The sequence below is a fragment of the uncultured Treponema sp. genome, from assembly GCF_945873775.1.
In the GTDB taxonomy this organism is placed as follows: Bacteria; Spirochaetota; Spirochaetia; order Treponematales; family Treponemataceae; genus Treponema_D.
In genome coordinates, this window is the sequence record NZ_CAMCEC010000039.1 from 1 (window position 1) to 6,993 (window position 6,993).

A 6,993-nucleotide genomic window follows, 5' to 3' on the forward strand; every position below is an offset into this window, starting at 1 on the left:
GATACTCCCCTATAAAAATGGCTATTTATCAACTGTTTGTTGTGACATAGCCTTTCAAAAAAGAACCTAGCTGTTGCAAGAGGTCTTGCAATCTTAGTAGTAGGATTTATTTTTTCATCTATTTTCTTTTTTATAACAATCGGAGTGGCAAAATGAAAAAGAATAAGCAATTTGTTAAAAAATTGAAAGCAAGAAGCAAGAAGAACTCTTTAAGCGAAAAGATGTTAGGCGATAATGTGTTTTGCTTAAAGAATACAATTGTAAAAATAGAAAAAGAGCGTGCTTATATAAAAATGAAAGGTGATGATCCCTATGTAAAGCCAAAAAAGAAGTTTGCTAAGATGCAAGGTGATCATCCATTTACTGACATGAATGGCGAGCATCCCGCTGTAGATAAAAAGTAATCGGAGATAGCCACCATGAAAAAATGTGTTTCAGTTTTGTTTCTTATTTTTCTCTTTCTGATTTTACCTTGCAATGTTTTTTCTCAAGATGACGGTTATTTTAGAAATTGGGATACAGTTGAAAAAGCTTTAGATTATTACAAAAAAAATTCATTTGACGATGTTGTTGCTGATTTCGGAGATAATTACACAAGCATTGATGATTCTTGCATTTATTATTCACCGTCTGGGGAATCTTCAATTACATTTTCTGTTAAAAAGAACAAAGTGAAAGATGTTTCCTGCAAAGGTTCATACGCTGATATTCTTTCTTACTTAGACACAATTCCAAAGTTGAAGGTTTCAGAAATTGTTACGGCGGCGGAATGCTGGATTGGTCTTCCAGCTGATTTATTAAAAGAAACTTACGGCGATTTAATCTGCTCCAGCACAGATAAATTTATTCGGGCAGGACCATCGGATGAATCATTTGTAGAATTCACAATTTCAGCTCCTGCATCTGGACAGTCTGGGATTCCGTCATCCAGCGGAGTTAAAAAAGTTAGAAAAGTAAAAGTTTCAGGAACATACGACGAACTGAAAGATTATGTTCTTTGCGTTCCAAAAGATTCGATTTCGGTTAAATAAGTTTATTCAGGTTTTTTATGAAAAAGAAAATTTTATTTTTAGCGGTTTGGATTTTTTCAACTTTTTTAGTGTTTCCGATTACAAAAAAAGATATAACAAAAGCATCGCTTTCAAATATAGAAAAACTTGTTTCAAAGAAAAAGCTTGCTAATTTTATAGCAACTGACGGTTCAAATGCGCTTCAAGTTGCAATTCAGGTTGAAAATTTTTTAGTTGCGGAATGGCTTGCTGAAAATGAAATTTGCGATCCAAATCACCAGAATGTTTTTGGCAGAACGGCAATAAACGATGCGATTGATTCTGGAAATATCGACATACTGAAAATTCTTATAGAACATGGCGCAAGAATAAAAAAAGTCCGTTATCTTCAAAATCCTGTTGTGCAGACAGTTGTAACAGGAAATTTAGAGATGGCGCAGTTTTTTAGGGAACTAGGTGAAGATTATACAGTTGTTTCTGATGGAAAGAATATGATCCATCTTGCTGTAATGAATTTTCAGACAGAAATGATTCCGTTTCTTGTGGAAAGCGGCGCAGAAATTAATGCTGTAGATGATCAGAATTTAACTCCACTTTTAATTGCAATCAAAAATGATGAGCCTGAACAAATTTCTGTTCTTATTGCAAATGGAGCAGAAATTGAAAAAAGGAATTCAGAAGGACAAACACCGATTTTCTTTGCGATTGAAAATTTTTCTGACTCGGCAGTTCAAACACTTATAGACAAAAAAGCAAACATTGAAGCGAAAGATTCAAAAGAAAGAACTCCATTTTTATTTGCTTATGAAGTTGACAATGTTAATGCGGCAGGAAAACTTTTAAATGCAAATGCTACATTTCCAAAGCAACAAATTTTTACAGCTTTAAATGATAAAAAACTTTCATATTTGCCGCTTCTCTTAAAAGCTGGCGCAGATATAACTATCAAAGATTCTGCTGGGCGAAATGCGCTTCATGTGGCGGCGAAAAACTGTGACTCAAGTTCACTCTCTCTGTTTTTAGAAAAGCCAGCCGCTGTTTCAATAATAAATCAAAAGGATTTAAAAGGACGAACTCCGCTTATTTTGGCGTGTGGAACAGGAAGCGGATTTACAAATGGTGTTGCGCTTCTTTTGAACGCGGGTGCCTCTACTGAAGAAAGAGATGACAACGGAAATACTGCCATACATGCTTCAATTCTGACGAATACAGACTTGGCTTCCAAAGAACTAAGTCAAATTATACTTCAAAAAAATTCAGGCTTGCTTAATGCAAAAAACAATATGGGACAAACTCCGCTTATGCTTTCTTTACAGAACAAAAAGCCGGAAACTTCTGATTATATTTTGGAACTTCATCCAGATGTTTTGGCAAAGGATAATCTTAATAATACAAGTCTTCATTATGCGTGCAGTTCCGGCATGGAAGATTCTGTAAAAAAAATAGTTTCGCTTGGAGCGGATTTAAATGTACTGAACAGTCAGAACGAAAGTCCTATTTGCATTGCTTCTAAAAAACAGTACGAAAATATTTCTGACAATCTTCTAAAAATCAGCGGAATCAACATTGATACAAAAGATTCAAAAGGAAAGTCGGCACGCAATTATCTAGCGGACTTATATAATCTGCGGCATGAACAGTCTTCTAAACGATGGGAAAAATATTTTAATGAGCGTCAGGAAGCTTGGAATCGTGCGGCTTCAGCAAGAGATTCAAAATACAAACTTGAAAACGAGAACCGTGAACGAGAAAGTGAGAATAGATCATTGCAAAGAAAAATAGACAGTGCAAAAGAGGGAACAAACACAAGCGGATGGTCAAATAAAATATTTTCTAACGATATGGCGATTGCTGCCAATAATCTTTCCATAACATTAGAAAATATTACAATTTCAGATGAAAATAAAAAAGCTGACGAATGCACAAAAAAAATGGATGCGGAAATGGAAATTCAAAAAAGTTACATTTCCAAAATGGAATCGTTGAATAATATTCCTCGTCAGTAGCAATGGTTTGAAAATTTAGGGGATTTTTATGAAGTTAAAACTGTATTTTTTTACATCGCTTTTTCCGCTTATTCTTGCATCTTGCGCAACAACAAATGTTTATCAAAAAACATATCAAAGATATTACGAGGATGACAAGCTTGTGAGCGAGGTAGTGGAACTTACAAAAGATGACAAGTTTGTTTCAAAATCCACAAAGGAAACTTGGACTGCAGAAGTGAGCGGACTTTATGCAGAAGCCTTTGTTGAGTCATCGGATTCTAATGCGGCAGAAACGATGAATGTAAAACTGTACAAGAATGGAAATTTTATAGGTGAACAAAACTTTGTTTCAGTAAACGGGCGGCTTAAATTTGACACAAATTCTTCAGTTTCAACTGCAAACAAAAATTCTGAATATCGCAACCTTGTTGATTATGGCGACTTTGTCTACGTTGAAAATGCTGCAAAGAATCAAGATTTCTTTGTTGCGAAGAAAGAAATTACACAGAAACTTTGGGAAGAGGTTATGGAAACGAATCCAAGCACGCATAAAGGAGTCTTGCTTCCTGTTGAAGGAATTAGCTTATATGATGCATTTGAATTTTGTAACAAACTCAGTATGAATGAAGGAAAGTCTCCATGCTACAGACTTTTGGGAACCAGTTGGAATTATGATAAATCTGCTGACGGTTACAGGATTCTGACAGGGGATGAATTTACATTTGCAGCAAAGGGCGGACGTATTTCAGCAGGAACAAATTTTTCTGGAAGTAACTCAGCGGCAGAAGTGGCCTGGACAAAAAGCAATAGCGGAAAACAGACTCACGAGGTTGGAACAAAAAAGCCTAACGAGCTTGGTATTTTTGACATGAGCGGAAACGTTTGGGAATGGGTTTGGAGCGATAGCTACAATATTTGCGGCGGCTCTGTAAATGATGCTTCTGATAGTGCGAAGATTGGTTATATTTTAAAAGTTCCTGAAAATAAGATTTATGTCGATGTAGGATTTAGGATAGCACGGAATGTTACTAGTCAGGAAAAAATCACATTTTCAGAAAAGAAAAAACTTTCAGCAAGGTTGCCTTCATATTTTGCCACAGCCTACAAAGATGTGAATAAAAAACGCAAAACTCAACAAAATGTAACGGAGCTTGCCGAAACAACAGAGGAAAATTCAGCAACAAAAACAAGAAGTGAAATTTGCGTTGAGAAAGTGACTGTTCACAGCACTGTAGATAGCGGTTATTTAGCATATTCATTTTTAGGAAAACCGTTCGTTATTTTGGGAGCGACAACTTGGAACATTCTTAAATGCTTTGGTTATGCCTTTATAAATTTTGGAGGCGGTTATAATTTTGCAACAGGAAATTATTCGAGCAACAATGATTCTGTTTGGATGCTTCCGAGCTACAAAAAATCCAAGGAAAAGGCAACTGCCGCAAAAGAAGCCAATAGGATAAAACATTACCCAGAATATCATAAGGCATTCACAAACAATCATATTGAAGTTGACACATACAATCAAATTGCTGGAGCGGAATCAAGCAGGCTTTCTGATTCTGAAAAAATTTATGCGATTCAACATAGTGAGTTTGACAATACGATGTCTGTTTCACTTTCATCAAAAGCAGATGCTGCTTCAACAGCTGCTACGGCAAATATTATCGGTACTGCGGTTACAATTCCTATTTCTGCAATTACTTGGGTTGGCGGAGCTGCAATCGGAATTTGTGGAAGCATAAGCAAGTAAAAAATCCTTTTTACATAAGGATGAAAATAAATTTTTGGTTGGAGGAATTTTTATGAAAAAAATTTTAGGCGCGGTGTTTATCGCAATGGTATTAGGTATTTTTGCTGGGTGTGCTTCAAAACCTACTGGAGATGCTCGTGATACTTCTGCATATCAGCAGAATTTAAAGATGAATCTTCCGGCTTGGGCAGACGTGCAGTTTAAGAGTGGCTGGAACAAAGGCGGATATTATTGGAAAGGTCCTGTCGATGAAGCCGGCTTTTTTGCATCTGGAAAAGCAAAATATTCTGATGTGAGCACTTCTACAAGTGCCGCTGATTTGGATGGAAAGGCTCAAATCGCATTTTTTGTAAAGCAGGAATTAAATGCTATTGCAAAACAGGAATCTGATGCGGCAGATTCAGACAGCAAAACTCAGACTGCTTACAAAGATTTTCAGTCATCTGTAGCTCAAGTTAAAATTTCCGGCATTATTAGAGTTGACCGCTTTATTGCCGAAGATGGAACTGTATATGTTTTGATGTTTGTTCCTTCTGATGAAATTAAAAGAGCAATGCCTTCAGACAGCGAGTTCTCTCAGAAAGTTATGGACATATACGTTAATGGCTTGAATGAAGATAAGGATTAAGTTTTAACATTTGCTGTTGTATATAAACAGCTTTGTAATAAAAATTAAAATTGATTTTTTATTGGAGGAAATTATGAAAAATCTGAAAAAAATTCTTTTTTGTGTCGCATTGCTTTTGAACTTGGGACTAATTTTTATTTCCTGTGATGCCCTTAAAGATGATGACGGATGTCCTTCTGCTGAAGATGCAGGTTATCCATATAGATACCACTTGTACTATACTACTAGTAGCGATGGTGTTTCTCACGAATATTCTAGCGACTCTGAGTGCAAAGCCAGAGCTGACAGAGAAGCTTTCCCAAAGTATTGCTACGAAGATGGAGTTTGCTATGGATACTCATTTCTTAGCAATCGTTATTAAAAAGAATATTATAAACTATACTATTGTTACGCTGTTCGCTTTTTTTGCTGGTATGTTGTTTTGCCAGAAGGAAAAAGTCGTTTACTTTATCCGCTCAAAAATGAACTACACAAAGGGAACTGCTCAAAAACTCTACAAGCAGTGGGACAAATCGAAAATGTTTTTTTATTCTGATTCAGACGATTCCAAGTCGTTCACTGAATTTGAAGCAGAGAACAAAACTTATGCTTTGTATTTCTGGGCGACTTGGTGTCCGCATTGTGTAAATGTATTTGAAACAGTTGCGGCTTCTTCAAAAAATATTTCTTTTGCTTCCCTTCCATTTGAAAAAAATGAAGAATCTTATCTTGCCTATAAACGTGAACACGATGATTATTTGTGGCAAGATTTGGTTCTTAATGAAAATGGAAAGCAAAAATTTATTCCGCGTGAAAAAGAATTTAATGTTCCGTTGATTCCGTCAGTATGGCTTATAAAAAACGGAAAAGTGAAAAAAGTTTTTATCGGCGAAAGAGGAATTAAGAAATTCAGTTTGTATTTGGCAAATTCTCATTTTGAATATTAATTTAATACTCAAAATTTTTTCCGCAGTCGTATTTTTCCATTGGTGAAACATAAGAAATTTCGCTTGTTTCTATGACTTGTCCGTAAATGTCTGTCAGGCGGAATTTCTTTTTTCCGGAAATTAAATTTTGTCCATCAATTTTGTACCAGTTGTTTTGCGCAGAATCTCGTGTCATTTGCTTGTATGCAGAACCGTCAATGCTGATTTCAACTTTTTTAAGCGGATAGCGCATATTATAAAATCTTCCGGCAAGCCACCATTCATTGATTCCGTCTTTTGCCTGAAAGAAAATATTTGACTTTGTTGGATATGGAATCATTTTGAATATAACGTCAATGTGCTCTAATTTTTCGTCCGCAAGTTTTGTGAATGCGTTTTTTGCAAGGTCAAAGAAATATGAGCTTTGGCTTGTCCATTTGCTGTTTTCTGAAGAAGGGCAGAGGTCAGTTATGAGTGCGTTGATTGTTGTTCCGTTGTAAGTTATTTCAAGGGCAGTTCCAGGTGGAAGCTCTGCAAGTTTTGGTTCTGAAACTGCGCATTTGTAAAATCCGTTTTCAATCTGCGGAACATAATATGCTACTGAAGTTGCATCGTAGCCTTCATAAAAAGTGACAGTTCCAGTTGTTGGCTCTGTGTATTGATTGTGTCAAATTTAGTTCGCAATTTCATTCCTGAAAAAAGCCATAAATCC

At 35.9% G+C, this 6,993-nt stretch carries 8 protein-coding genes; 7 read left to right on the forward strand and 1 reads right to left on the reverse strand.

Annotated features, from left to right (window positions below; translation table 11 throughout):
• Nucleotides 1–152: 152 nt before the first annotated feature.
• From Q0N70_RS11960 to Q0N70_RS11990, 7 genes are all read left to right on the forward strand, one after another.
• Complete coding sequence (locus tag Q0N70_RS11960; RefSeq protein ID WP_294017060.1) at nucleotides 153–404, forward strand: hypothetical protein; 252 nt, start codon at nucleotides 153–155, stop codon at nucleotides 402–404.
• Nucleotides 405–419: 15 nt separating this feature from the next.
• The gene (locus Q0N70_RS11965; protein WP_294017062.1) at nucleotides 420–1,031 is read left to right on the forward strand and encodes a hypothetical protein; all 612 of its coding nucleotides are present in this window, start codon (nucleotides 420–422) and stop codon (nucleotides 1,029–1,031) included.
• 17 nt (nucleotides 1,032–1,048) lie between these two features.
• Nucleotides 1,049–3,016: an ankyrin repeat domain-containing protein gene (locus Q0N70_RS11970; protein ID WP_294017064.1), complete on the forward strand. Its 1,968-nt coding sequence runs from the start codon at nucleotides 1,049–1,051 to the stop codon at nucleotides 3,014–3,016.
• Nucleotides 3,017–3,044: 28 nt separating this feature from the next.
• Nucleotides 3,045–4,748: an SUMF1/EgtB/PvdO family nonheme iron enzyme gene (locus Q0N70_RS11975; protein WP_294017066.1), complete on the forward strand. Its 1,704-nt coding sequence runs from the start codon at nucleotides 3,045–3,047 to the stop codon at nucleotides 4,746–4,748.
• A gap of 52 nt (nucleotides 4,749–4,800) precedes the next feature.
• Complete coding sequence (locus tag Q0N70_RS11980) at nucleotides 4,801–5,376, forward strand: hypothetical protein (protein WP_288984156.1); 576 nt, start codon at nucleotides 4,801–4,803, stop codon at nucleotides 5,374–5,376.
• Nucleotides 5,377–5,449: 73 nt separating this feature from the next.
• Nucleotides 5,450–5,737, forward strand: a complete 288-nt coding sequence (locus Q0N70_RS11985; RefSeq protein WP_288984158.1) for a hypothetical protein — start codon at nucleotides 5,450–5,452, stop codon at nucleotides 5,735–5,737.
• Entirely contained in the window at nucleotides 5,706–6,302 is a 597-nt protein-coding gene (locus Q0N70_RS11990; protein WP_294017070.1) for a thioredoxin family protein, read from the forward strand. Before Q0N70_RS11985 ends, Q0N70_RS11990 begins: the two co-directional genes overlap by 32 nt.
• A 1-nt stretch (nucleotide 6,303) precedes the next feature.
• On the opposite strand, the gene Q0N70_RS11995 is transcribed toward Q0N70_RS11990, so the two are convergent.
• Complete coding sequence (locus Q0N70_RS11995; RefSeq protein WP_294017072.1) at nucleotides 6,304–6,621, reverse strand: hypothetical protein; 318 nt, start codon at nucleotides 6,619–6,621, stop codon at nucleotides 6,304–6,306.
• Nucleotides 6,622–6,993: the final 372 nt, after the last annotated feature.

Bases quoted from the DNA above. Each gene is read 5' to 3' on its own strand.
- Q0N70_RS11960 (WP_294017060.1), top strand. From the start codon at position 153: ATGAAAAAGAATAAGCAATTTGTTAAAAAATTGAAAGCAAGAAGCAAG.
- Q0N70_RS11965 (WP_294017062.1), top strand. From the start codon at position 420: ATGAAAAAATGTGTTTCAGTTTTGTTTCTTATTTTTCTCTTTCTGATT.
- Q0N70_RS11970 (WP_294017064.1), top strand. From the start codon at position 1,049: ATGAAAAAGAAAATTTTATTTTTAGCGGTTTGGATTTTTTCAACTTTT.
- Q0N70_RS11975 (WP_294017066.1), top strand. From the start codon at position 3,045: ATGAAGTTAAAACTGTATTTTTTTACATCGCTTTTTCCGCTTATTCTT.
- Q0N70_RS11980 (WP_288984156.1), top strand. From the start codon at position 4,801: ATGAAAAAAATTTTAGGCGCGGTGTTTATCGCAATGGTATTAGGTATT.
- Q0N70_RS11985 (WP_288984158.1), top strand. From the start codon at position 5,450: ATGAAAAATCTGAAAAAAATTCTTTTTTGTGTCGCATTGCTTTTGAAC.
- Q0N70_RS11990 (WP_294017070.1), top strand. From the start codon at position 5,706: ATGGATACTCATTTCTTAGCAATCGTTATTAAAAAGAATATTATAAAC.
- Q0N70_RS11995 (WP_294017072.1), bottom strand. From the start codon at position 6,621: ATGATTCCATATCCAACAAAGTCAAATATTTTCTTTCAGGCAAAAGAC.